General features: G+C 71.8%; 19 protein-coding genes. 12 read left to right on the plus strand and 7 right to left on the minus strand.

Going from position 1 to position 24,287, the window contains the following annotated elements:
• Positions 1–26 precede the first annotated feature (26 nt).
• A complete protein-coding gene (locus D7V97_RS09240; RefSeq protein ID WP_120610242.1) occupies positions 27–1,358 on the minus strand; it encodes a bifunctional glycosyltransferase/class I SAM-dependent methyltransferase in 1,332 nt (443 codons plus the stop codon).
• Positions 1,359–1,577: 219 nt separating this feature from the next.
• On the opposite strand from D7V97_RS09240, the gene D7V97_RS09245 reads away from it, so the two are divergent.
• From D7V97_RS09245 to D7V97_RS09265, 5 genes are read left to right on the plus strand one after another with little or no spacing between them, the layout of a single operon-like run.
• Positions 1,578–3,770 carry a polysaccharide biosynthesis tyrosine autokinase gene (locus D7V97_RS09245; protein WP_120610243.1) on the plus strand — a complete coding sequence of 731 codons (2,193 nt, stop codon included), beginning with the start codon at positions 1,578–1,580 and terminating at the stop codon, positions 3,768–3,770.
• A gap of 59 nt (positions 3,771–3,829) precedes the next feature.
• Positions 3,830–5,020, plus strand: coding sequence for a glycosyltransferase (locus tag D7V97_RS09250; RefSeq protein ID WP_304988500.1), 1,191 nt, complete (start codon positions 3,830–3,832; stop codon positions 5,018–5,020).
• A 10-nt stretch (positions 5,021–5,030) separates the two neighbouring features.
• Entirely contained in the window at positions 5,031–6,155 is a 1,125-nt protein-coding gene (locus D7V97_RS09255) for a glycosyltransferase family 4 protein (RefSeq protein ID WP_120610245.1), read from the plus strand.
• A complete protein-coding gene (locus tag D7V97_RS09260) occupies positions 6,152–7,600 on the plus strand; it encodes an O-antigen ligase (protein ID WP_120610246.1) in 1,449 nt (482 codons plus the stop codon). Before D7V97_RS09255 ends, D7V97_RS09260 begins: the two co-directional genes overlap by 4 nt.
• Positions 7,572–8,705: a glycosyltransferase family 4 protein gene (locus D7V97_RS09265; RefSeq protein ID WP_233582600.1), complete on the plus strand. Its 1,134-nt coding sequence runs from the start codon at positions 7,572–7,574 to the stop codon at positions 8,703–8,705. Before D7V97_RS09260 ends, D7V97_RS09265 begins: the two co-directional genes overlap by 29 nt.
• 3 nt (positions 8,706–8,708) lie before the next feature.
• Here the strand turns inward: D7V97_RS09265 and D7V97_RS09270 are convergent, their stop codons facing one another.
• The 5 genes from D7V97_RS09270 to D7V97_RS09290 are packed head-to-tail and all read right to left on the minus strand — an operon-like array spanning position 8,709 to position 14,933.
• Positions 8,709–9,857 (minus strand): glycosyltransferase family 4 protein, encoded by a 1,149-nt coding sequence (locus tag D7V97_RS09270; protein WP_120610247.1) that lies wholly within the window; start codon positions 9,855–9,857, stop codon positions 8,709–8,711.
• Entirely contained in the window at positions 9,854–11,098 is a 1,245-nt protein-coding gene (locus D7V97_RS09275) for a glycosyltransferase family 4 protein (protein WP_120610248.1), read from the minus strand. Before D7V97_RS09275 ends, D7V97_RS09270 begins: the two co-directional genes overlap by 4 nt.
• Before the next feature lie 15 nt (positions 11,099–11,113).
• The gene (locus tag D7V97_RS09280; RefSeq protein ID WP_120610249.1) at positions 11,114–12,238 is read right to left on the minus strand and encodes a glycosyltransferase; all 1,125 of its coding nucleotides are present in this window, start codon (positions 12,236–12,238) and stop codon (positions 11,114–11,116) included.
• 38 nt (positions 12,239–12,276) lie between these two features.
• Positions 12,277–13,431 (minus strand): glycosyltransferase, encoded by a 1,155-nt coding sequence (locus D7V97_RS09285; protein ID WP_120610250.1) that lies wholly within the window; start codon positions 13,429–13,431, stop codon positions 12,277–12,279.
• The gene (locus D7V97_RS09290) at positions 13,428–14,933 is read right to left on the minus strand and encodes an oligosaccharide flippase family protein (RefSeq protein WP_120610251.1); all 1,506 of its coding nucleotides are present in this window, start codon (positions 14,931–14,933) and stop codon (positions 13,428–13,430) included. The genes D7V97_RS09285 and D7V97_RS09290 overlap by 4 nt, the downstream gene beginning before the upstream one ends.
• 175 nt (positions 14,934–15,108) lie before the next feature.
• Between D7V97_RS09290 and D7V97_RS09295 the strand changes: the two genes are divergently transcribed.
• The gene (locus D7V97_RS09295; protein ID WP_120610252.1) at positions 15,109–16,131 is read left to right on the plus strand and encodes an ROK family protein; all 1,023 of its coding nucleotides are present in this window, start codon (positions 15,109–15,111) and stop codon (positions 16,129–16,131) included.
• 10 nt (positions 16,132–16,141) lie between these two features.
• Here D7V97_RS09295 and D7V97_RS09300 read toward each other — a convergent pair whose 3' ends face one another.
• Positions 16,142–16,735 (minus strand): class I SAM-dependent methyltransferase, encoded by a 594-nt coding sequence (locus D7V97_RS09300; protein WP_158623319.1) that lies wholly within the window; start codon positions 16,733–16,735, stop codon positions 16,142–16,144.
• A 108-nt stretch (positions 16,736–16,843) separates the two neighbouring features.
• Between D7V97_RS09300 and D7V97_RS09305 the strand changes: the two genes are divergently transcribed.
• The 6 genes from D7V97_RS09305 (at position 16,844) to D7V97_RS09330 (ending at position 24,261) form a co-directional block, all read left to right on the plus strand.
• The gene (locus D7V97_RS09305; RefSeq protein WP_120610253.1) at positions 16,844–17,992 is read left to right on the plus strand and encodes a glycosyltransferase family 4 protein; all 1,149 of its coding nucleotides are present in this window, start codon (positions 16,844–16,846) and stop codon (positions 17,990–17,992) included.
• Positions 17,993–18,076: 84 nt separating this feature from the next.
• Positions 18,077–19,564, plus strand: a complete 1,488-nt coding sequence (locus D7V97_RS09310) for an MraY family glycosyltransferase (RefSeq protein ID WP_120610254.1) — start codon at positions 18,077–18,079, stop codon at positions 19,562–19,564.
• 4 nt (positions 19,565–19,568) lie between these two features.
• Positions 19,569–20,591 (plus strand): nucleotidyltransferase family protein, encoded by a 1,023-nt coding sequence (locus tag D7V97_RS09315; RefSeq protein WP_199728756.1) that lies wholly within the window; start codon positions 19,569–19,571, stop codon positions 20,589–20,591.
• Between the two features lie 120 nt (positions 20,592–20,711).
• Positions 20,712–21,683: a nucleotidyltransferase family protein gene (locus D7V97_RS09320; RefSeq protein ID WP_120610255.1), complete on the plus strand. Its 972-nt coding sequence runs from the start codon at positions 20,712–20,714 to the stop codon at positions 21,681–21,683.
• Positions 21,684–21,787: 104 nt separating this feature from the next.
• Positions 21,788–23,086 carry a UDP-glucose/GDP-mannose dehydrogenase family protein gene (locus tag D7V97_RS09325; RefSeq protein ID WP_120610256.1) on the plus strand — a complete coding sequence of 433 codons (1,299 nt, stop codon included), beginning with the start codon at positions 21,788–21,790 and terminating at the stop codon, positions 23,084–23,086.
• Positions 23,083–24,261: an acyltransferase gene (locus D7V97_RS09330; protein ID WP_120610257.1), complete on the plus strand. Its 1,179-nt coding sequence runs from the start codon at positions 23,083–23,085 to the stop codon at positions 24,259–24,261. The genes D7V97_RS09325 and D7V97_RS09330 overlap by 4 nt, the downstream gene beginning before the upstream one ends.
• Positions 24,262–24,287 lie beyond the last annotated feature (26 nt).

A 24,287-nucleotide genomic window follows, 5' to 3' on the forward strand; every position in this document is an offset into this window, starting at 1 on the left:
GGTGGGGCGTGGCGCTCAAGGGGGCGTCAGACGGCGCGGGCGACGGCGAACAGGCTCATGCCCACGGGCAGCTTCACCTGCTGCTCGGCGCGGGCGAAGAGGGGCGCCAGCGTGTCGTAGAGCTTGAGCTGGAGCTTGGGCACCGCGCGGCGGCGCAGGATGCGGCTGTTGAGGAACCAGCCGGGCAGGCCGACCAGGTTCATCCACTCCAGCGTGTCCACGCGGAAGCCGTTCTCCTCCAGCACCGCGCGCAGCGACTCCTGGGTGTAGCGGCGGTAGTGGCCCACCGCCTCGTCGATGGCGCCGAAGAGCTGCGGCAGCGCCGGCACGAGGATGAGCACGCGGCCGTCCGGCTGGAGGATCTGCCGGAAGCGGCGCACCGCGGACGCGTCGTCCGGGATGTGCTCCAGCACGTTGGACAGCACGATGGTGTCCAGGTTCTCCGCCTTGAGCGACTCCCAGTCCGCGAGCGCCACGTCGGACAGGTAGGGGCGCACGTGGGGCTTGCCGCGGAAGAGGTTCTTCAGGCGGTCCACGTAGAAGCGCTCCACCTCCAGCGCCACGAGATGCTCCGCGCCGGCCTCCAGCTCGCGGGTGATGGTGCCGATGCCGGCGCCAATCTCCAGCACGCGGCGGCCCATGTGCTCGCGGAAGCGGCGGCCCAGCCACTGGTTGTAGTGGGTGGCGCCGTCCATGCGCTCCAGGGTGGAGTAGCCCTCGTGCTGATTGTCCGCGTCGTCGCGCACGGTGGCGTAGCGCACCAGCGTGCGCAGGCGGGCCAGGTGCGCGGACGCCGGGCGGCGGGGCACGGCCTGCAGGGGCGGCAGGGACACCTCCGTGAGGCGGAAGAGCTGCGCGGCCATCTTCACCACGAGCTCCGCGTCCACCGCGTCGTCGTCGCTGGTGAGCTGGATGGAGCGCAGCGCGTCCGTGCGGAAGGCGCGCAGGCCGGTGAGCGGATCCACCAGCGCCACGTCGGTGACGAAGCGGGTGATGCCGCCCAGGGCGCGCTCGGCCATCATCTCCGCGGAGTTGCCGGGGCGGCGGCCGAAGACGCCGTCGGCGGTGTCGTCGCGCAGGGGCTGCACCAGGGCGGCGTAGCTGTCCGGCGAGTAGGCGCCGTCCGGGTCCTGGAGCACCGTCATGCCGCCGGTGACGTGGGGGAGCGCGGCGCGGATGGCCGCTCCCTTGCCGCCCAGGGCGGAGAGGACGTGAACGTTGGGGCCGGGGGTGACGTCCACCGGACCTTCACCCGCGAGGACGACCTGGGCCTGGCCCGCCAGGGCATGGGCGAACCGCGCCGCGGCGGCGGCGGTGGCCGGGGTGAAGGGGAGGACCACGGAGAGAGCTGGAACCATGGCGCCGCTGACTACCACAGGCGCTTTCGGGGCGCGCGTTCACGGACCGGAACGGATGGACGAGGAGCATCCAGGCGCCGTCGGTGCAATGGACAACCCGGCCGGGTCGTTGCACGCTCCGCCTGTTGTTCCCCCAGTGCGATGTGGGTGCAGGTCGGGGCTCGGAGGTATCGGGCCGGTGCGACCGCCCGCGACAGCCCCCTTCTGGAGAGACGCGACGTGGAAGGAACGGTGTTGGACCCGGCCGGAGGAGCTCCCGGCGCGACGTCCGCGAGCATGCTGCACCGGGCGCGGGGCATGTGGCGCAGGCGCTGGGTGACGTTGGGGGTGGCCCTGGCGGTCACCGCGCTCACGGCGGCGTGGACGCTGCGGCAGCCGCGCATCTACGCGGCCAGCACGTCGCTCATCATCGACGTCACCGCCCCCCGCATCCTCGACGGCGACGTGAAGGAGGTCATGGGGGAGGAGCGCAGCAACTACTGGTTCAACAAGGAGTACACCGGCACGCAGAGTGAGGTCATCACCTCGCGCGCGGTGTCGAGCCGCGTGGTGGACCGGCTGGGGCTGGCCAACGATCCGGGCTTCCTGGGCCTGCCGGCGAACCAGGACGAGAAGGCGCGCGTGCAGGCGCTCCAGGGCGCGGACGCGGTGGGGCTCTTGCGCACGCGCATCCTGGTGATGCCCGGCAAGGACTCGCGGGTGATGAACATCGGGGTGGAGGACGTGGACCCCGAGCGCGCGGCGCTGCTCGCCAACGAGGTGGCCGCCGCGTACATGGCGGAGAACCAGGCGCTCAAGATGCGCGTCACGGAAGAGGCGCGCACGTGGTTGGAGGTCCGCCGGGACGAGCTGGGCCGTGAGGCGAAGGCCGGCGAGCTGGCCGTCTACGACCTGAAGAAGGACGCGGACATGCTGTCCACGTCGCTGGAGTCGCGGCTCTCCATCGTCAGCGAGCGCATCAACTCCTACAACCTGAAGCTCACCGACGTGCGCACGCGCATCGCGGCGCAGCAGGCGCGCGTGGACGCCATCCACCAGCTGCGCAAGGCCGCCGGCAACGATGAGACGTGGGCGGAGGCCGTGCCTGGGGCCAAGGACGGGCCCATCCAGGACATGAAGATGCGCTACGGCGAGCAGAAGGTCGCGTGCGCGGAGCTGTCGGAGCGCTACCTGCCGGAGCACCCGAAGCTGCTGGAGTGCAACCGCAAGCTGGCGGTGGTGCGCGAGGACCTGCTCAAGAGCTTGGGCAACGTGGTGCGCTCGGCGGAGCTGCAGCTCCTGGAGGTGAAGGGCGAGGAGAAGAACCTCAACAAGCTCCTGGACGAGACCAAGGCCGAGGCCTTCCTCGTGAACAAGAAGGCCATCGAGTACGGGCAGCTCCAGCGCGAGTCGGACGACAACCAGCGCCGGTACGAGGACGTGCTCAAGCGGCTCAAGGACGTGGAGCTGTCGGGTCTCCTGCGCACGAGCAACGTGCGCGTGCTGGACGCGGCGCGGCCGGTGATGGCGCCGGTGCGGCCGCACACGCAGCGCAACCTGATGGTGGGCTGGATGATGGGCCTGCTCCTGGGGCTGGGCGTGGCGCTGCTGCTGGAGTTCCTGGAGAACACCGTCACGTCGCAGGCGGACGTGGAGGACGTGCTGGGGCTGGCCTTCCTGGGCGTGGTGCCGCGGATGGAGACGGGGAAGGAGCCCAGCGAGCGCGACCTGTACGTGCACCGCTCGCCGCGCTCGGCGGTGGCGGAGTGCTGCCGCGCGGTGCGCACGAACCTGCTGTTCATGTCACCGGATGATCCGTTCAAGACGCTGGTGGTGACGTCCAGCGGACCGCAGGAGGGCAAGTCCACCACGTGCATCAACCTGGGCGTGGCCATGGCCCAGAGCGGCAACCGCGTGCTGCTGCTGGACACGGACATGCGCAGGCCGCGGCTGCACCGCGCGTTCGGCGTGCCCAACGACTTCGGCATCAGCTCGCTGGTGGTGGGCGAGGGCTCGCTGGACAAGGCGGTGAAGAGCACGGAGGTGCCCAACCTCTTCGTGCTGCCGTGTGGCCCGCTGCCGCCGAACCCGGCGGAGCTGTTGCACACGCGCGCCTTCAAGGAGCTGCTGCGGACGGCGGCGGAGAAGTTCGACCGCATCATCCTGGACAGCCCGCCGCTCAACGCCGTGGTGGACGCGGCGGTGCTGGCCACGCAGGCGGACGGCGTGGTGATGGTGCTCAAGGCGGGCAAGACGGACCGCGGGGCCGCGCGGCGTGCGCTGCGCTCGCTGGCGGACGTGCAGGCGCGCATGTTCGGCGCCATCCTCAACGACGTGGACCTGCGCCAGCCGCGCTACGGCGACACGTACCTGGGCTACCAGGGCTACGGCCCGACCCAGGACGAGCCGAAGGGCGGGGTGGCGCGGTCGTGACGGGCGCGGGCCTGCGGGTGCTGCACCTGGGGAAGTTCTACCCCCCGGCCTCCGGCGGCATGGAGGCGCACGTGCGGACGCTGGCGCAGGCCCAGGCCGCGCTGGGCGCGCAGGTGGAGGTGCTGTGCGCGAACCACTCCGTGGACGGCACCGGCACCAGCCACGAGTTCCACGGCCGCAGCCCCACGCGTGAGGAGTGGGACGGTCCGGTGCGCGTGGTGCGGCTGGGGCGCCTGGCCTCCGTGGCGCGCATGGACGTGATGCCGATGCTGCCCCTGGCGCTGCGTCGCGCGCTGGCGCGGGGCGTGGACGTGGTGCACCTGCACGTGCCCAACCCCTCCATGGTGCTGGCGCTGGACGCGGTGCCGCGCCTGCCCGCGGTGGTGGTGACACACCAGAGCGACATCATCCGGCAGCGGGTCGCGGGCGCGCTGTTCCGTCCCTTCGAGTGGCTGCTGTACGCGCGCGCGGCGCGGCTGCTGGCCACGAGCGACGCGTACGTGCGCGGCTCGTCGCTGCTCTCCACCTTCAAGTCGAAGGTGCGGGTGCTGCCGCTGGGCATCGAGCTGGAGTCGTACCTGCGCCCCCTGGCCGAGACCTCGCTCGAAGCGCGCGAGGCGCAAGCGCGGTGGACGGCGGCGGCGGAGGGTGGACCGCTGTGGCTGATGGTGGGCCGACTCGTCTACTACAAGGGCCTGTTCACGGCGCTGGAGGCGTTGGTGCATGCACCGGGGCGGCTCGTCGTCGTGGGCGAGGGGCCGCTGGCCGCGGAGGGACGCGAGCGGGCCCGGGCGCTGGGCATCGAGGAGCGCGTGACGTGGGCGGGCTACCTGTCGCCGGAGGCGCTCGCGGGCGCGTACCGGGCCGCCACCGCGCTGTGGTTCCCGAGCAACGCGCGCAGCGAGGCGTATGGCCTGTCGCAGGTGGAGGCGCTGGCGAGCGGACTGCCTGTCCTCAACACCGCCGTTCCGGACTCGGGCGTGGCGTGGGTGAGCCTGCACGAGCGCACCGGCCTCACGGTGCCGGTGGGCGATGCGCGGGCGCTGGCGGCGGCGGCGCGCCGGCTGGTGGAGGAGCCCGGGCTTCGTGAGCGGCTGTCGCGAGGGGCGCGGGAGCGCGCGCGGGCGGAGTTCGCGCATGACGTGATGGCGGCGCGCAGCCTGGACCTGTACGCGGAGGCGCTCGGGCGGCGTCCGCTGGTGGAGGCCGAGCCCATTGTGTCGGTCCGGCACGTCGCGGGCGGAGGCTGAGGCCCGGGCCATGCGCGTGCTGCACGTGTCCAGCGGCAACCTGTACGGGGGCATCGAGACGTTCCTGCGCACGCTGGCGCTCGCTCGGGCGCAGCGGGGCGAAGGGCCGGAGCATGCGTTCGCGCTGTGCTTCGAGGGGCGCATCGCGGACGAGCTGCGCGCGGCGGGCGCTCCCCTGCACCTGCTGGGGCCCGCGAAGGTGAGCCGTCCGTGGCGGGTGTGGGAGGCGCGACGCGCGCTGATGGCGCTGCTGGAGCGCGAGGCGTTCTCGGCGGTGGTGTGTCACGCGGCGTGGCCGCAGGCCCTCTTCGGACCGGTGGTGCGCACGGCCGGAGTGCCGCTCGTGTTCTTCCAGCACGACGCGCTCACGGGCGCGCACTGGGTGGAGCGCTGGGCGCGCGTCACCGTGCCGGAGCTGGCGCTGTGCAACAGTCGCTACACGGCGGGCACGCTGGCCCGGGTGTATCCGCGCACGCCGTGGCGCGTGCTGCATCCTCCCGTGCCGGAGGGTGGCGCCGCGCTCACGGCTTCCGAGCGCGCTTCGCTCCGAGGAGAGTTGGGCGCGAGCGCGGAGGACGTCGTCATCGTCCACGCCAGCCGCATGCAGGAGTGGAAGGGGCAGCGGCTGTTGCTGGAGGCGCTGGGCCGGCTGCGGCAGGTGCCTCGCTGGAAGGCGTGGCTCGTGGGCGGCGCGCAGCGTCCGGAGGAGGTCGCCTACGAGGACAGCTTGAAGGCCCAGGTCGCGGGGCTGGGGCTGTCCGACCGGGTGCGCTTCCTGGGACAGCGCTCGGACGTGCCTCGACTGCTGCGCGCGGCGGAGGTGCACTGTCAGCCCAACACCGGGCCGGAGCCCTTCGGCCTGGCGTTCGTGGAGGCGCTGTACGCGGGGCTTCCCGTTGTGACCACCGCGCTGGGCGGGCCGCTGGAGATCGTCGATGCGTCGTGCGGCGTGCTCGTACCGCCGAAGCCCGAGATGCTGGCCTCGGCGCTGCGCGGGCTCATCGAGGACGAAGCGGCGCGGCGGACGCTGGGACGTGGCGGCCCCGCGCGGGCGAAGGCGCTGAGCGCGCCGTCCGTGTTCCTGCGCGCGCTGGAGGATGCGGTGCGCTCCGTGGTGCGGGAGCCCCTGTCATGAAGGGGGCGCGCTCCGAACGTCCGCGACTTCGCGGACCCGGTGTGCTGCACCAGCGTTACGTGCGCCGTGCGGCGGTCGCGGCCGTTCCGACCGAGCCTGCTCCGGTGGAGAAGCCGACCGGGTTCCTTGGCTCGGGCCGTGTGGTGGTGGCCTTCATCGCGATGCTCTTCGTCTGTCAGCTCGCGCTGCTGGTGGAGGCGCTGTCTCCGTTGCGGGTCGTGTTCCGCATCCTGGCGTTCGGCATGAGCCTCGCGTTGCTGGCGCTGGCGAAGGGTCCTCGGCTCAAGCACCCGGCGAGGCTCTTCCTCGTGGCGTCGGCGGTGCTCACCGCGTTCAATTTCTTCCATCCCGGCACCAACAGCCCGATGGCGGCGGCGGCGCAGCTCGGCATCCAGGTGTCCGTGTTCGCGCCCGTCTTCTGGGCCAGCCGCCTGCGCATCGACGAGAAGATGTTCGGGCGCATCGTCCTGCTGCTCTTCCTCTTCAACATGGCGAGCGCCGCGCTGGGCATCCTGCAGGTGTCCTTCCCGGGCCGGTTCCAGCCCGCGCTGTCCACCATGGTCGAGAGCCAGGGTGAGGGCTACGTGCGCAGCCTCCAGTTCGAGACGGCGAGCGGCGAGCGCGTGTTCCGCCCCATGGGCCTGACGGACATTCCCGGCGGCGCCTCCACGGGCGCCTTCTACGCGGTGCTGCTCGGGGGCGCGTTCCTGTTGAGCCGTCAGGGCACGCTCAAGAAGGTCCTGGGCGCGGCGGGAATCGGCGTGGGGTTGATCTGCCTCTACCTGGGGCAGGTCCGCGTCGCGGCGGTGACGCTGCTGGTGTGCATGGCGGCCATGGCACTGGTGCTCGTCGTGAGCGGCCGGTGGGTGCGCCTCGTGGCGCTGGCCGCGGTGGTGGGCGGGTTCGCCGTGGTGGCCTTCGGCTGGGCGGTCGCGGTCGGCGGCGACGCGGTGCTCACGCGCTGGAACACCCTCCTGTCCGACAACCCTTCGCAGGTGTACCAGAGCAACCGGGGTCGCTTCCTCGACAGCACCTTCGCGGAGGTCCTGCCGGAGTTTCCGCTGGGCGCGGGCCTGGGCCGCTACGGCATGGCCAACGCCTACTTCGGTGACAACAGCGACCGTGACAACCCACCCCTCTGGGCGGAGATCCAATGGACGGCGTGGGCCTATGACGGGGGATGGCTGGGGCTCGTCTGCTATCCGCTCGCGCTGCTGGTGACCCTGGGGTGGAGCTTCCAGATGGCCCGCCGCCGGGACGAGGCGAGGAGCGAGTTCTGGCTGTGGGGCAGCCTCCTCTTCGCGTACGACCTGGGCGCGCTGGCGCAGACCTTCAGCTACCAGTTCTTCATGAGCCAGATGGGCATGGAGTTCTGGCTGCTCAACGCGGCCTTCTTCAGCGCGTACTGGAACCGGAATGCGGCCGTACACCCTCATCACCGGTGACTTCGTCTCCACGGGAGGCATGGACCGCGCGAACCTCGCGCTGGCGGACTGGCTCGCGCGTCAGGGCGGGCCCGTGCGGCTCGTGGCGTACCGGGTGGAGGACTCGCTCCTGCGCTACCCCAACGTGCGCTTCATCCGTGTGCCCAAGCCCGCCAATGCGTACCTGCTGGGCGAGCCGCTGCTCGCGGCCGTGGGGCGCTTCTGGGCCGCGCGCACGCTGGCGGAAGGCGGTCAGGTGGTGGCCAACGGCGGCAACTGCGAGGTGCCCGCCGCCAACTGGGTCCACTACGTCCACGGCGCGCACACGCCCGAGCCGGTCGGTGGACCGCTGCGGAAATGGAAGGGCCGCGTGAGCCACCGCGTGTACCTGCGCCGCGAGCAACGGGCGCTGCGCCGCGCGCGGATCATCATCGCCAACTCGGAGCGCACGCGGCAGGACCTGCTGGCCGCCACGGGCGTGGAGCCTTCGCGGGTCCAGGTCGTGTACCTGGGAAGCGACCCCTCACGCTTCCCGCCCACGTCCCCCGCGCTTCGGCGCGAGGCGCGGGCGTCGTTGGGATGGCCCCAGGACCGACGCGTGGCGCTGTTCGTGGGCGCGCTGGGGGACCGGCGCAAGGGCTTCGACACGCTCTTCGAGGCGTGGGCCCGGCTGTGCGTCCGCGCGGACTGGGACGTGGACCTGTGGGTCGTGGGCACCGGCGCGCAGCAGGAGGCATGGGAGCGCGCGGCGCGGGGACGGGGACTCGGGGCGCGGATCCGCTTCCTGGGCTTCCGTGACGATGTCCCCCGCCTGCTGGCCGCCGCGGACCTCTTGGTGGCTCCCACGCGCTACGAGGCCTACGGCCTGGGTGTGCATGAGGCGTTGTGCGTGGGAATCCCCGCGCTCGTGAGCCGCACGGCGGGCGTGGCCGAGCGTTATCCGTCCACGCTCCAGGGGCTGCTGCTGGAGGATCCGGAGGACGTGGGCGCGCTGGTGCGGCGCCTGGAGGAGTGGCGGGCCCGGGGCTCGGAGCTGGCGCCTGCCGTGGCCGTGCTGTCGTCGGAGCTGCGCGCGTGGACGTGGGACGCGATGGCGGCGGAGCTGGTGGCGCGACTGGAGGCGTGAGCGTCAGGCGCCGCGCTGGAGCACTTCGTCGAAGAAGTCCAGGTGCGCCCGAGCCACCACCGGCCAGGCGAAGCGGGACACCGCGCGCTCCCGGCCTCGCAGCGCCCAGGACTGACGCGCGGCAGGGCTCTCCAGCAGCTCCGCGAGCGCCGCGGTCCAGGCGCTGACATCCGCTTCCGGGAGGATCCGCCCGCCGTCGCCCACGGTATGGGGCACCTCGCCGGAGTCACTGGCGAGCACGGGCACTCCGCACGCGAGCCCCTCCGTGAGCATCCGGCCGAACTGCTCCTTCCAGAAGGACGTTGTCTGGCTGGGTGCGCAGAGCACGTCCATGGCGTTGAGCGCGCGAGGCACCTCCGCGTGCGACACGCCGGTGACGACCCGCACGCGGTCCGCATGGCGTGAGGCCCAGGCGCGCAGCTCCGCTTCCAGCGGGCCCCCGCCGACGAAGAGGGCGCGCCAGGGCGTACGCAGTCCGTCGAGCGCGTTCATCAGGAGGCGCAGGCCCTTCTCCGGAACGAAGCGCCCCAGGTAGCCCACCACCGGAGGCCCTTCCTCCGTCCAGCCCACGCGCTCGCGGAAGGCCCTGCCCGCGGATGGATCCGGTCGGAAGTGCTCCACGTCCACGCCCACGGGGATGAAGCGCGAGGGCCGCTGCGCATAGCCCGTCCGGGCCTGGAGCGTGTCATGCACCGTCTGTCCCCACGCCACCCAGCCCGCGGCGCGGCGCACGACGAAGCGCTCGGCTTGCGCGAAGGGTGGGGGGTAGCGCTTGGCCAGGTTCTGGAACGTGCAGAAGACGAGCGGCACGTGGCGCGGCGTCAGCAGGGCTACCTCGAGGCCGGAGAGCACGTAGGGCTCCTCCCACGCATGCACCAGCTCCGCGCCGGACAGCCGTGCGCGCAGCTCCGGGCCGTAGACGAAGCCATGCAGGGAGCGGCTGAAGAAGGTGCGCACGCCCTCGATGTGCGCGGGCTCGTCGGGTTCGCGCTGGAGCACGAGCGGGCCCAGGTCCCCGTGGAAGGAGCGCGGCGCCACGGCGGTGACGTCCCAGCGGCCCGCGCCCGCGCGCGTCATCTCGTTGGCCAGCCGCCGGTTGAGGGTGACGACGTAGGAATGGGAGACGGTGACGAGCTTCCGGGGCCGCATCATGGATGCCCTTGTGACACACGCTCGGGGACGAGCTGGCGATACACCGCGAGGATGTTCCGCGCGTAGCGCTCGCGGGAGAAACAGCGCACGGCGGTGTGGCGGGCCGCGCGGGCCAGGGTCGTTCGCAGGGCTTCGTCCTCCAGCAGTCGGCGCAGCGCCGCCGCGAGCGTGTGCGGCTCTCCCGGGGCGATGGCCAGCACGTCCTCGCCGTCCTGGAGCGCTTCGGCCGCGCCGCTGTCCTTCGAGATGACGGCGGCACGACCGCAGGCGAGCGCCTCCGCGATGGTGAGGCCGAAGGGCTCGCGGCGGGTGCTCGCGTGGACGAAGACGTCCAGCGCCCGGTAGATGTCCGCGGGTTCGGACTGGAAGGGCACCAGCCCCACGCGGCCCATGAGGCCGTGGCGCTCCACCTGCTCGCGCAGCTCCGTGGCCGTGAACTGCGAATCCGCCGTGCGGTAGAGGGGCGCGCCCACCAGGTAGAAGCGCACGGGCAGGTCCGGCACCTGTCGGGTCAGCAGGGCCGCGGCCTCCAGGAAGACGTCGTGTCCCTTCCAGCGCGCGTACGTGGCCACGAGTCCCACGCGCAGCGTGCCCGGAGGCGCGGGTGGCAGACCGGCGAGCGCATCCAGGCGCGCACCGTCACCGGGACCCGGGGAGAACCGCTCCACGTCCACGCCGTTGGGCACGACATGCACGGGCACGTTGCCCAGCACCGCGCGCGCATCGTCACCCACGGCGCGCGAGTTCGCGATGGCGGCGGAGGCCAGCGGACGCAGCCCCGCGAGAGCGTGACGCACGAGCGGACGCTCGCCGAGGAAGTCATGCACGTGCCACACGCGCGGAATCGCGAGGCCGGCGGTGGCCGTGCTCAACAGGTGCGTCTTGATGCCATTGGAGTGCAGCAGGTCGGGCGCCACGTCCCGCACCGCGCGCCGCAGGGCGATGCCATGACGGGCGAGCAGCAGGGGCGTGGGGGCGACGTCCCGCGCGAAGCGCCACGCTCCGGCCAGTCCCTGGTTGCGCAGGCCGCTGTCCCCGAGCGCCGACAGTCGCTCCGGGAGCGGCAGCGCCTGGGCCTGCACGCCCAGGCCCCGGGCCAGCTCCACGAGCGGCCCCTCCGTGCCGGTGATGAGGTGCAGCGACAGCGTCGGATCCAACGTGCGCAGGCAGGCGAGCAGATCCACGAGTGCGCGCTCGGCACCGCCCAGGATGCCCACGGGATTCAGGAAGACGATGCGCACGCGCGAACGATGGAATCAGACCCGTCCGGGAGGGTCAAGGTGATGCAGGTACGCGTCCAGCACGGTGCGCGCGTGCGCGCTCCAGGTGAAGCGTGCGGCCCGGGCGCGTCGTATCTCCGTGGACGGTACGGAGCCACGGCCCGCGAGCAGCGCATCCACCGCGTCCGCCCACGCCGCCACGTCCCCCACCGGGCAGTACGTGCAGGCGTCGGCGCCCACTTCGCGAAGTACGGGCAGGTCGCTGGCCACCACCGGGACGCCACACGCCAGCGCCTCGATGACGGGCAGGCCGAAGCCCTCCGCCTCGCTGGGCACCAGCACCGCGCTCGCGCGCCGGTACAGGCCCGCGAGCGTGGCCCGCTCCTGTCGGGGCGGTTGCAGCAGCGCGTCCTTCAAGCCGAGCCGCTCCACCTGCGCGCGCTGGGCCGCGTCCAGGTCGCCACCCTGTTGCACCAGCATCAGGTCCGGGTGTCGTGCTCGCAGCGCCGCGAAGGTTTCGAAGAGCACATCCAGGCGCTTGCGACGGATGGCGCTGCCCACGTGCAGCAGGTACGGCCGCTCGTGGAGCGGCGCGAGCACGGCGTCGCTGGCGTCTCCAGGAACGGGTTCGGCGCGGTACTCCGGTGACACGCCATAGGGGGCCCACACCAGCCGTTCGGCGGGCACCACGCCGTGCGCGAGCAGCTCCTCCCGCACCTGCCGCGTGCTGTGGAAGACGAGGGCCGCGCGCTCCAGTCCCTTGAGCGTGGTGCGCGCCATCAGGCGGAACCACGACGGCCTGGGTTCACGGTGGGGTTCGAGGACGCAGCGGAACGCATCCAGGTCGTGGCAGTAGACGCCGGTGCGGTCCGCCGGCAGCGTGTGCACGAGCTGCGCGTAGGTGTGATCCACGACGTGGAAGGCCTCGTGGTCCCAGCGCTCGCGAAGCAGGCGTGCGGGATAGAGGCCGAAGCGCGTGAGCAGCCGGTCCGCGTTGAAGGCGGCCTTGCGGTTTCCCAATCGGGGCAGGCCGCGCACGGCGCGCGGAATCGGAGGCCTCACGCGGGTGATGGAGATCTCGGCGGGAAACGCCTCCAGCCCCTCCACGAGCGCTTCGCCCACCAGGTCCATGCTGGGCCAGCCTTCTTCGCGCGGATCCATCAGGACCTGGAGACGCGGAGGGGACGCACGTGAGGCACTCACGCGGTGCCTCCGCGGCGCAGCAGGTGCGCCACCGTGTGCTCCAGCGCGAAGTGCTCGCGATAGACGCGGGCCGCGCGCTCGCCCAGGGCCCGGCGCTTCTCGCCGTGCTCCAGCAGGTCTTCGGCGAGCGCCAGCAACGCGGCCGGCGATGTGCCGTCCTCGAGCGCCACCGCTCGTGACTCACGCCACAGCGGCTCGCTCAGGTGGCCGAGGTTGGTGACCATGGGGAGCCCCAGACCCAGGCCCGCCATCGCGCTGCTGCGTCTTGCGCTGACTCCGTCGGGATAGGGCTGGAGCAGCAGGTCCGCTGCGCGCAGGTGCGCGGCCACGGCCTCCGGTGACAGCCCGTCCCTCGCGTGGATTCGTCCAGCCAGGGCCGGATGTCCGCGCGACAGGGCTTCACGAAAGGCACTGCTGCCCCGACCCAACAGCAACGCCTGCCGTCGTTCGTCCCGCTGCAACAGGGGGACGAGCACTGCCTTGAGCGGATCCGAGATGGCCGTGCCGTACGTCCCGAAGTGCGCCACGCACGGGCCATCACCCAACGCCTCGCGCACGGCACGTACGTCTTCGTCCGGAGCATCGAGGGGCAGGGGACTGGGGATGGGACACCACCGGGCGCGGGTGCGCAGCGGCTCGGGGAGGTGTGCCGCCCAGGCGGGGATGGAGACGTAGGCGCGATCCACGCCGTGGGCCAGCGTGCGCAGCATGACTCGCGTGACACCCGCGAGGACCTGGTGACGCCAGGGCGCACCCGGGCTCCACGGGTACACCGCTTCGTGGAGGAACAGCTCGCGTTCGTCCTGCCGCCTCGCGGCGAACCAGGCGCAGAAGGGCACGTTCATCGCCTTCAAGCCGAACGCTTGCGGCACGTACAGCAGCAGCAATCGCCGGGGGCCCTGGCACGCGTCCAGCTCGCGCGTCAGGCGCACGAGGCCCTGCGGTGTGAAGAGGCCGGGCCACCGATGCACGATGACGTCCTGATCCACGGACACGCCTTCGGCACCAGGGGTCCACACCCGCACCGTCTCTCCCGCCTTCGCCAGCGCGCGAGCGACGCTCCGGGTGTGGTCGGAGACGCCGCCAGGGGCCGGCGGATACTCCCCGGTCAGCAGGTGCCAGGTGGGGGCGACTGGCGCCTGTTGGCTCACGGAGGCGCCCGCCGGGCGCGGACGTGCTGGAGGAGGGCGCGCAGCTCACCCAGCAGGGACAGGCCCCGCCGCGTGGCCTCACGTGCGAGCACCAACGCGGTCAACAGCCCCGCCGCCACCAATGCCTGCACCAGCAGACCGCCCTGTCCCGTCGCGAGTCGCGAGAGCCCCAACGCGAGCGCGAGCAGTGCGCCCACCGTGAGGAAGGGCTCCATCACCTCGAACTCCAGGCGCGACAGCTCCGGGGCGCGGCGGGCCACCAGTCGCGCGGTCAGCCACAGCTCGGTCAGCGTCACGGCCGTCGCGCTGACCCCGACGCCGACGATGCCCCACTGCATCACCGCGAGCGTCCCCAGCCCGAAGCGCAGGAGGCTGGAGAGGGTGGCCACGTACATCCGTTCGCGCGCGTGGCCGCTGGCGTGCTGCTGCGAGAACAGCAGTCCCTGCACCGCCTGCATCGACGCCTCGATGGTGAACCACTGCACCAGCGTGGACGCGAGGCTCCAGCGCGCGCCGAACACCACCGGGATGAACGGTGGCAGCGCGATGACGCCGAAGGGGATGACGAGGCACAGCAGCGCGCTGATGCGGCGGATGGAGGTGCGCAGGTAGTCCGCCAGCGCCGCCGAGTCCGCCTGCAAGCGACTGTAGGCCGGATACGCGACGCGGGTGAGCACGCTGCTCAGCGCCAGTGGCACGGAGGCCAGCGCGGTGGCCCAGTTCACGAGGCCCACCGCGTCCTTGCCCTCCATGCGCCCCACCACGAGGGGAATCCACCCGTTGAGCACCGCGGGGATGAGGCCGGTGAGCTGGAACCAGATGCCGAAGCCCAACAGCCTCTTCACGATGGTCCACCGGACCTTGCCCCGCGGACGCCAGCCCGCCGCGGACCAGAGCATCAACATGCCCAGGCCGCCGCGCACCAGCCCGCCGCCGATGAGCGCCCACGCGCCCAGGCCCAGCCAGGCCAGCAGGATGGTGCTCGCCGTCTGCGCGATGCCTTCAATGAGCTCGATGCGCGCGAGGGCGGGGAAGTGGAGCTGTCGCTCCAGCACCATGATGGGGATGACGCGCAGCGAGTGGAAGAACAGCCCCAGCGCCATCACGCTCACCATGGCGGTGCCCGAGGGCCCCAGCTCGTAGGAGCGCGACAGGAGCGGCGCGAGCACCAGCAGGACGCTCACGACGCAGACGGTGAACGCCTGATGGCTCCAGAACGAGGTGCTGATCTCATCCTGCGTGGGTTCGTGCTGCTGGCGTACCAGCGCCGCGCTCAACCCCAGGTCGCCCAGGAAGGCGCCCATCGCGGCGGTGAAGGCCACGATGGCGAACGCGCCGTAGTCCCCGGGGAACAACAGGTGCGACAGGGCGAGCGAACTCACCACGCGCAGCCCCAGGGAGCCGAGCGTCCGCAGGCCCAGGGCGATGATGGAGCGTTGGGCGCGGACCTTGACGTCCGAGGTGCCCAGTTCCGGGGCGAGGGGAGGAGGACTGCTGCTCATGAAGGGGCCTGAGCGTATATGCGTCCCCGCGTCCGACGAACAGGGCCTGTCCGGAAACCTGGAGAGCGGGCGGGCAGCCACGGGCGTGTTCGGTGAGGTGGCGCAAGGGGGCAGTCGCGGTGTGCAGATTCAGTGCGCGCGGCGACCGGTGCCGCGAACCCCTGGGAGTCGAAACATGGCCGAGGCTTCAGCGAAGAACGGGCGGGCGGCGAACGGAACCTCCAATGGCCGGGCCCGCATCTGGGGAGGCCTTGACCTGGGAGGGACCAAGATTGAAGCGGTCATCGTGGACGCGCGCGGCGAGGTGCTGGGCCGGGCCCGCCACCCGACGCCCGTGAAGGGCGGCCCGGGCGAGGTGGTGAAAGAGCTGTACGGCACGCTGGGGGAAGCGGCGCGGACGGCGGGCATCGAGCCCGCGAAGCTCGCCGGCGTGGGCGTGGGCGCCCCGGGGTCGGTGGATGCGAACAGCGGCACGCTCGCGCACACGAGCAACGTGGCGGGCGGCTGGGAGGATCCGTATCCGCTCGCGTCGGACCTGGGCGACCTCGTGGGCGGCAAGGTGGTGATGGGCAACGACGTGCAGGTGGCGGTCGCGGCCGAGTACAAGCTGGGCGCGGGCCGCGACTTCCGCTCCGTGCTGGGCGTGTGGTGGGGCACGGGCGTCGGCGGAGGGCTGGTGCTGAACGGCGTGCCGTGGCGCGGTCAAGGCGCGGCCGGAGAGATTGGTCACATGGTGGTGAAGGCCAACGGTGCGCGCTGTGGCTGTGGCCGGCGCGGCTGCCTGGAGGCCTACGCGGGCCGGGCGTCCCTGGAACGCAAGGCGCGCACCGCGGTGAAGAAGGGGGAGAGGACGATCCTCTTCGACATCATGCACGACAGGAAGCGCACGCGGCTGTCGAGCGGCGTGTGGGCGCAGGCGCTGAAGGAGAAGGATCCACTCGCGACGCGGCTCATCCACCGCGCGGTGGAGATGATGGGCGTCGCCATCGCCTCCGTCATCAACCTGTTGGACGTGGAGGCGGTCGTCATCGGCGGAGGGCTGGGGTCGCGGCTGGGCACGCCGTACGTGGAGCGCATCGCCGACGCCATGCACCCGCACCTGTTCAGCGCGGAGCGCAAGCCCGCGATGCACGTGGCGGAGCTGGGTGACCTGTCCGGCGCCATCGGCGCGGCGCTGCTCGCGGGTCCGCAGATGTGAGGCGCGGGGCTCAAGCTTCGCGACGGCGCATCACGGTCAACGAGTCGTGCGTGTCCACGCACTCGAACGCGGGGTCGTGGAGGATGACCTCCCGCGTGTAGCGCGCGCTGCCCGTGGTGTTCATCGGGCGTGAGGGGCTCGCGTGGGTGTCGTGCAGCGCGATGATGGCGCCCGGTGCCACCAGCGGACTCCAACCGGTCCAGTCGCCCTGGAGCCCTTCGTAGGTGTGGTCCCCGTCGATGAAGACGAAGTCCGCCGGAGGGAGGCCGCGCTCGCGGTGCCGGTTCGCGGCGCCGACGCCGGTGTCGCGCACCCACTCCACGCGGCCGTTGCGCACGCTGTTCACCTCGCGGTGCGCGATGAGCTGCTGGAAGCTCACGCGCAGGCGTCCCACCGGATACGGATCCACGGCCCACAGCGTCGCGGTGGGGTCCATCACCGCGCGCAGCACCCGCGTCGTCACGCCGTGCCACACGCCGATCTCCACCAGTCGCTGTCGCCCCGCCGCGTGCCGCGCGAGGCAGGCGCGCTCTCCCGCCGTCGTCTGCGTCTCCGCCTGGGCGAGGCCCGCCACCCAGAGGGCGAAGTGGGTACTGACGCGCATGGATCCATCCTGGTGGGGGGCAACCGCGAAAGGCGGCAGCCTGCCAGGGTCGAGCCCCCAAAGGCCACCCCTGCCCACGCCAGGGCGCCCTGCTATGAAGCGCCCTCCATGCGCGTGCTCCTCGCCATCCACCATCCGCTGTCCCAGGACCTGGGCGCTCCGGGCGTGACGCTCGCGCTGGGCCGCGCCCTCCAGGCGCAGGGCTGCACCGTGGACTACTACGGCTACGGCGACGCCTTCCCCGGTGAGCAGCACCACACCGCGCTCCACAACCTCCGCTTCCCGTGGAAGCTCTCCGCGCACCTCGCCCGCGTGGCGCGCGACTACGACGTGCTCGACGTCACCACCGGGGATGCGTGGCCCTGGGCGCGGGCCGGACGTCCCGGCGCTCCCCGCCGTCACGCGCTGGTGACGCGCAGCCACGGCCTGGAGCACACCGTCTCCGAACAGCTCCGTGCCGACGCGCGCGAGGGCAAGGCGCACCTGAGCTGGAAGTATCCGCTGTACCACGGGGGTTTCCGCCTCTGGGAGGTCGCGCAGTCGCTGCGCCTCGCGGACCGCTCCGTGCTCCTCAACGAAGCGGACGCCGCCTACGCGCGCGAACGGCTGCGCATCCCCGCATCGAAGCTGAGCCTCATCCCCCACGGCCTCGGGGAAGCCTTCCACGGCCTGCCCCTGCCGGCCCCGCTCGCGGACGGCCCCCTGCGCCTCGCGACCGTGGGCACCTTCATCCAGCGCAAGGGGCGCGAGGACGTCATCGCCGCGGCGGGCCGACTGCACGCGCTGGGCACGCCCTTCACGCTGACCCTCTACGGCACCGGCACCCCCGAACCCGAGGTCCGCGCGGCCTTCCCGCCGTCCGTGCAGGTGCACCTGCGCGTGGTGCCGCACTACGCCCATGCCACGCTGCCGGGCCTGCTCGCGCAGGAGGAGGTGCTCCTCTTCCCCAGCCACGCGGAGGGCTACGGCATGGCGCTGGTGGAGGCCATGGCTTCAGGCCTCGTGCCCATCTCCACACCGGTGGGGGTGGCCCCCTCCATCGTGCACCCCGGCCGCACGGGCTTCCTCGTGCCCATCGGTGACGTGGACGCGCTGGTGGAAGCCGTGCGCACGCTCGCGGCGGATCCCTCCCAACGGTACGCGCTTCGCCGCGCGGCCCAGGCGGCGGTGCAGGGTCTCACCTGGCCTGACATCGCCTCGCGGACCCTCGCGCTTTACGAAGAAGTCCTGCGTATCCGTTCTGCTGACACCAAGTAGGCAGGCGCGTTGTTCGGGTTCACGGCTCCAGGACATTGACGCGCTGCATGGCCGGCCGTCACGATAGGGGCTGACCCCCCCTGAATGATCACCTTCTTCGTCGCCTTCCTTGTTTCGCTCGTCGTCGCGCTGGCGCTCACCTGGGTCGTCCGCGAACGCGCGCTCGCGTGGGGCTGGCTCGACCAGGCGAACTCCAGCCGCAAGGTGCACGTGCGGCCCATCCCGCGGCTGGGGGGCATTGGCATCGTGGGCGGCTTCTTCGCGCCGCTGTGCGCGCTGTTCCTCGTGGACTCGGGGGTGGGGCTCCAGTTCCGCGCGCAGACGGAGCTCATCGTGGGGCTCTTCATCGGCGGCGCGCTCATCGCGGCGCTGGGCCTCTACGACGACCTGCGGGGCGCGGACGCGAAGCTGAAGTTCTCCGTGCAGTTCGCGGTGGCGCTGGGGCTGTACGCGGTGGGCTTCCGCATCGAGGTGCTCGCCAACCCCTTCGGCGCGGAGCTGACGCTGGGCTTCTTGAGCCTGCCCCTGACGGTGCTGTGGGTGGTGGGCGTCATCAACGCGCTCAACCTCATCGACGGGTTGGACGGGCTGGCGGGCGGGGTCGCGTTCTTCGGCGTGGGCACCCACTTCCTGCTCGCGCTGATGCGCGGGGACGTGCTGCTGTGCCTGCTGATGATCGCGCTCGCGGGCGCCATCCTCGGGTTCCTGGTGTTCAACTTCAACCCGGCCTCCATCTTCATGGGGGACACGGGCAGCATGTTCCTGGGCTTCGTGCTCGCGGCGGTGTCCATCAAGACGTCGTCCAAGAGCGGCACCGCCGTGGCGCTGCTCGTGCCGGTGATGGCGCTGGGCCTGCCCATCATGGACACGCTGCTCGCCATGGTGCGCCGCTCGCTCCTGGGCAGACCCCTGTTCAGCGCGGACAAGGAACACATCCACCACCGCTTGATGAGCCGCCTCTTGCTCACCCACCGCACCACCGTGCTGGTGCTCTACGCGCTGTGCACCCTCTTCATGCTCACCGCGCTGGGGCTCCACTTCGCCAACAGCATGCAGAGCGCGCTCCTGCTCTGCGGCATGGGCGTCGTCATCGTGGTGCTGATGCGCAAGCTGGGCTACCTGGACGTGCGCCACGCGGGCACCGTCCAGCAGACGCGCCAGCGCAACCAGCAGCTGCGCACGCTGGTGAAGGCCGTCACCGCGGCCGTGCGCGAAGCAGGCTCGCTCCAGGACGTGTGGAACGCCGTGCGGCCGCTGGCCCCGGGCATGGACGCGGCCTCGCAGTCGCTGCGCCTGCGCCGCCCGTACGAGGCGCCTGACGCGGGCATCACCTTCGAGTCGCAGCGTCCGGAGGCCGGCACCTCCGCGCCGCTGGAGGTGCGCGTGGAGGTGAAGGACGGCGAGGTGCTGCTCGGCACGCTGCGCCTGTGCTGGCGCGACGGGCGCGGCGCCATCGACCGCGACGAGGAGCTGGCGCTGGAGGTGGTCGCGGACGCGGTGGCCGAACGCACCGTGCAGCTCGCGGCCCTGGAAGCCGCGGAGCCCGAGCGCATCATCGCAATGCGACGGTGAGCCCGTGAGCCCGGCCGCGTCCCCGACCCTGCTGACGCTGCTCCAGGCCTGGCCGGATGCGCCCGCCGGGCCCGCTCCCACGCACACCGCCGACGCGCTGGTGAAGGACGCCGTGCGCCACGGCCTCGCGGGCTTCGTCGAGCACGCCCTGTCCCGGGCGGACTGGACGCTTCCGGAGGACGCACGCGCGCTGCTGCGCCGCGAGTCCCTGTCCGGCGCGGCGCGGGGCATGCGCGTGCGGGCGCTGCTGCTGCGCAGCGTGGAGGCCCTGGCCGCGGTGGACGTGGTGCCGGTGCTGCTCAAGGGCTACGGCCTGTCCCGCAGGCTCTACCCGGAGCCGCTCCAGCGGGCGACCACCGACGTGGACCTGCTCGTGTCCCGCGACCGCGTGCTGTGCTCGGTGCACGCGCTCGAAGGGCTGGGCCTGACGACGAAGGCCGTCGACGCGGACCGCGACGACACCCACCACGTCGAACTCACCGGCCCCGCCGGACTGGTGGAGCTGCACTACCGCGCGCTCGCGGGCTACGGGCAGGCGCTGGAGGGCGACGCGCTGGTGGCCCGCGCCGAGGACGCGGAGCTGGACGGTCAGCGCGTCCGCTTCCTGTGCGCGGAGGACGAGGCTGTGTACCTGGCCCTGCACGCGAGCAACCACCTGTTGCAGCGGCTGGCGTGGCTGTTCGACTTGAAGTTGCTGGCGCGGGCCCGGCCCACGCTCGACTGGGACGGCGTGGTGACGCGCGCGAAGCAGACGGGCCTGCCCCACCTCGCCTGGTACGCGTGGGACGCCGCGCGCCGGCTGCTGGACGCGCCCGTGCCGCAGCGCGTGCTCCAGGCCCTGGCCCCGCCCGTGTGGCAGCGCGGGCTGGCGACCCGGCTGTTCTCCGGACCGCGGCTGCTGGACGCGGAGCTCGCCCGGAACAAGCCCGCGTGGGTCGCCGCGAAGCTCGCGCTGGCGCCCCGGGCCCGGCCCATGGTGCGCTATGCGCTCCGCCGCCTGCGAAGTCTCCGGAGCCGTCGAGGGTAGGGCTCCAGACCGTCCGGTCGCCTGGGCAACAGGGAACCCGTCCCGGTGTCGACCCATCCGGAGCGCTTCACAAGACGGTCATTGCGGCGGGCGTGCTCCGCCCATTAAAGGTGCCGCACCATGGCGCCCAGCCTCCTCGACACCTTCCGGGTCCTGTCCTCCTTCGAGCCTCCGCGCGGAAAGCTCCGGGGTGCGCCCTGGGAGGCCTACGTCGACTGGGCCATCTCCCAGGGGTTGGCGCCGCTCGCCGCGTACAACCTGGAGTATCGGATGGCCGGAGGCGAGGCGCCCGAGTGGGCCCGCGACCGGATGATGGCCATCTACACCGGCTCCGTGAACGACAACGTGATGAAGCTGGTCCACTTCAAGCGCATCGTGGATCAGCTGGAGGGCCGCAAGATCCTGCTGCTGGGCGGCGCTGCCTTCGCGGAGGCGCTCTACCCCCACGTGGGCTTCCGCCCCGTGCTGGACATCCAGGTGCTGGTGCGCCGCATGGACGTGGACGGCTTCGCCGGCTACCTGTCCAACCACGAGTTCGTCCCGGAGAAGGACGACACGAACAGCGGCGCCGCGCGCGTGGTGTCCGACGGCCGCACCCCCATCTACCTCTACTCGGACGTGCTGGGCGCGAACCGCCGCGAGCAGCTGGCCGGCATCTTCGACCGCGCCATCCCCATGAAGGTCTACGGCACCTCCGTCTTCCGGCCGGAGCTGGAGGACGCGCTGCTGCTCACCGCGCTGGACCAGGCCCACCGCGGGTATGACGTGCCGTGGTTGTCCTACGTGGACCTCCGGGAGCTCATCACCGGGGCCACCTGGATGGGCGGCGTGTACTCGCGGCCCATGAACGTGCCGGTGCTGCTGGAGCGCGCGGAGGCGTTCGGCCTGGAGCGCGCCCTCTACACGTCGCTCGCCATCGTCGCGCGGCTGTTCCCGGAGGCGGAAGCACAGGCCACCGCCGCGTTCCCGCCCTTGCGCCGCGCCACACGCGAGCTCCTGGACCGGGGGGTGGTGGGTCCTGTCAGCACCCCTGGGCGCGCCTCCGCCCTGCGGGGCGTGGACCGGCTGCGACGCCTCCTTACAGGGCAGTAAGCCTGTCTGGTCGCTGTGCGTTCAGGGCCCCCGGGCTTTCTTTCGGTGCGCCTGTCGGCGTATGAGTTCATGACGCCACCTGTTGAAACCAGGACCTTTCAAGAATGCGTATTGCCATCATCGGATCGGGCTACGTCGGACTCGTCGCGGGCACCTGCTTCGCGGACTCCGGAAACGACGTCGCGTGTGTGGACATCGACGAGCGGAAGATCCGCATGCTCCAGGACGGGCAGGTGCCCATCTACGAGCCGGGTCTGGAAGAGCTGATCCGCAAGAACGTGAAGGAGAAGCGCCTCACCTTCACCACGAACCTGGCGGAGGGCGTCGCGAACGCCCAGGCCGTGTTCATCGCGGTGGGCACTCCGGAAGGTGAGAGCGGCGAGGCCGACCTCCAGTACGTGCTCGCGGCGGCGCAGGCGGTGGGCCGCGCGATCAAGCAGTACACGGTGGTGGTGGACAAGAGCACCGTGCCGGTGGGAACCGCGGACAAGGTCCGTGACGCCATCGCCAAGGTGACGAAGGTGGAGTTCGACGTCGTCTCCAACCCGGAGTTCCTCAAGGAGGGCGCCGCGCTGGACGACTTCTTCAAGCCGGACCGCGTCGTCATCGGCGCGGACACCGAGCGCGCCCGGCAGCTCATGGGGGAGCTGTACGCGCCCTTCGTGCGCACGGAGAACCCCATCCTGTTCATGGACACGCGCTCCGCGGAGCTGACGAAGTACGCGGCCAACGCGATGCTCGCCACGCGCATCTCCTTCATGAACGACGTGGCCGCGCTCTGCGAGAAGGTCGGCGCGGACGTGGACTTCGTGCGCAAGGGCCTGGGCGCGGACAAGCGCATCGGCTACCCGTTCCTGTTCCCCGGCGTGGGCTACGGCGGCTCCTGCTTCCCCAAGGACGTGAAGGCGCTGGTCACCACGGCGCGTGAGTACGGCCTGGAGCTGGACCTGCTGCGCGCGGTGGAGCGCACCAACGAGCGCCAGAAGAAGCTGCTCGTGAACAAGGCCGTGAAGCACTACGGGTCGCTGGAGGGCAAGAAGTTCGGCGTGTGGGGCCTGGCCTTCAAGCCCAAGACGGACGACATGCGCGAGGCGCCGGCCATCGAGGTCATCGAGGGCCTCATCGGCAAGGGCGCGCAGGTGATTGCGCACGACCCCGTGGCCGCGCACGCGTCCAAGCGCGTCTTCGGCGACCGGATCCGCTACGCGGAAGTACCCTACGACGCGCTGGAGGGCGTGGACGGCCTCTTCGTCGTCACCGAGTGGAACGAGTTCCGCCACCCGGACTTCGACCGCATGAAGGCGCTGATGAAGACGCCCGTCGTCTTCGACGGCCGCAACATCTTCCAGCCCGCGCGCATGCGCGAGCAGGGCTTCACCTACTTCGGCATCGGCCGTCGATGAAGCAGGGCGGTTCGCTGGATGCCCTCACGGGGCTGCGCTTCCTGGCAGCCCTGCATGTGGTGTTGTTCCACTTCGGCACCCCCTGTCTTCCGTGGGCGCCGGAGTGGCTGTTCTACCTGGTGGGCTCCGGCTACGCGTCCGTGGGGTTGTTCTTCCTGCTGTCGGGCTTCGTGCTCGCGTACAACTACGTGGACGTGGACGGCAGGATGGAGACGCCCTCGCGCGCCTTCTGGAGCGCCCGCGTGGCGCGCGTCTACCCGGTGTTCCTGCTGACGTTCCTGCTGTCGGCGGTGCCCACGATGCAGCGCTCGCTGGCGGTGAACTCGCTGCCCGTGGCCACCGTGAAGCTGGGCACCGCGGGCCTCACCACGCTGGCGCTCTTCCAGGCGTGGGTGCCCAAGCTGGCGCTCTACTGGAACCCGCCGGGCTGGTCCGTGTCGGTGGAGGCCTTCTTCTACTTCCTGTTCCCCGCGGTGGCGCGGCGGCTGGTGGGACTCCGGGGCGCGCGCCTGAAGGTGGCCCTGCTGGCCGTGTGGGTCGTGGGGCTGGTGCCTCCGCTGCTCTACCTGGCGCTGCGCCCGGATGGGCCGGGGACGCTGAACGTCATGTCCGGAGGCAACTGGCTGACGGTGCTGAAGTTCAACCCGCTGGTGCGGCTGCCGGAGTTCCTGCTGGGCGTGCTGCTGGGCCTGGTCTTCGTGCGCGAGCGCGCGGCGGCCACCTCCCGTCCACGCTCCGGCGGGGGGATGGCGGTGGCGGGCGCGGCGCTGCTGCTCGTGGCCTTCATGCTGGGCGGACGGATTCCCTATCCGCTGATGCACAACGTGCTGCTGGCGCCCGCGTCCGCGCTGCTGGTCTACGGCCTGGCGCGCGGCGGCGGTCCGCTGGGACAGCTGCTGTCACGGCCGTGGCTGGTGTCCCTGGGCGGGGCCAGCTACTCGATGTACCTGCTCCAGTACCCCCTCAGTGAGTTCGTGCACTGGCTGGCCACGCGCGTGGACCTGTCGTCGCCGTGGCGCTTCCTGGGCGTGCTGGTGGCGCTGCTCGTGCCCGCGTCGGTGGCGGTGCACCGGTGGGTGGAGACGCCGTGGCGCGTGCGCGTGAAGCGCGGGCTCCAGCGGTGGGTGGATGGGGCGCCGTCACCGGCTCCGGCACGCGTGGCGCCAGGGGCCTGAAGCAACCTTCCGGAGGGACCTTCCGG

Origin of the sequence: Corallococcus sp. CA053C (assembly GCF_003611675.1) — a bacterium.
In the GTDB taxonomy this organism is placed as follows: Bacteria; Myxococcota; Myxococcia; order Myxococcales; family Myxococcaceae; genus Corallococcus.